Genomic DNA, 550 nt, shown 5'->3' with positions numbered 1-550 from the left:
AATGCCATTCGCCCGACCCGGGATTTAGCCAGCGCCGGCTTTAATATGATGAATCAGCTGCCGGTACTGAGTCAGTCGTCGGTCAGCAGCCTGAAGTGTGAAGGCAGTGCCTGCCGTAAATTCAGCAATGCCCGTGAAGCTGCGGAGGCGGTGGTCAGTGTACTGGGCGACCGGGCCATCCGGACCTGTACTCAGGCGGCAGACTGCACCAGCGGCGGAGAAAAACACCAGCCGGGCACCACCGTCGCGGGCATGGGCTTTGCCCCGATGCTGGAAGCACACACCAAAACCAATACGGAACAGCTGGTGAAGCTGGTCAGTGGCACGGAAAAACCGACGATGGCCATTGGGTTCAGACATGCCGGTAATCAGCATCCGCCGCATCAGTAACGCCGTTTCCACGGTTTCCGCCATCGCCAGCTCACCCGCCAAACGTGCCGTCAGGGCAGCTCTGTCCGGGTCGCGCTGCAACGCCTGAATGACACCTTTGGTTACCGTCAGACTGCCGGTTTTCAGTTTCGTCAGATTGGCCATCGTCGGTTTTTCCGTG

2 pseudogenes are annotated in these 550 nt (G+C 59.5%); one reads left to right on the top strand and one right to left on the bottom strand.

Going from position 1 to position 550, the window contains the following annotated elements:
- A pseudogene (locus AAC147_RS12135) lies at positions 1 to 390 on the top strand (integrating conjugative element protein); the annotation flags it as partial.
- On the opposite strand, the pseudogene AAC147_RS12130 reads toward AAC147_RS12135, so the two are convergent.
- A pseudogene (locus AAC147_RS12130) lies at positions 346 to 550 on the bottom strand (integrating conjugative element protein); the annotation flags it as partial. The pseudogenes AAC147_RS12135 and AAC147_RS12130 overlap by 45 nt on opposite strands.

Source organism: Xenorhabdus sp. NBAII XenSa04, assembly GCF_963866145.1.
Taxonomy (GTDB): Bacteria; Pseudomonadota; Gammaproteobacteria; order Enterobacterales; family Enterobacteriaceae; genus Xenorhabdus; species Xenorhabdus indica.
The sequence above is the reverse complement of the archived record's forward strand: the minus strand, read 5'-3'. Positions and strand labels throughout refer to the sequence as shown.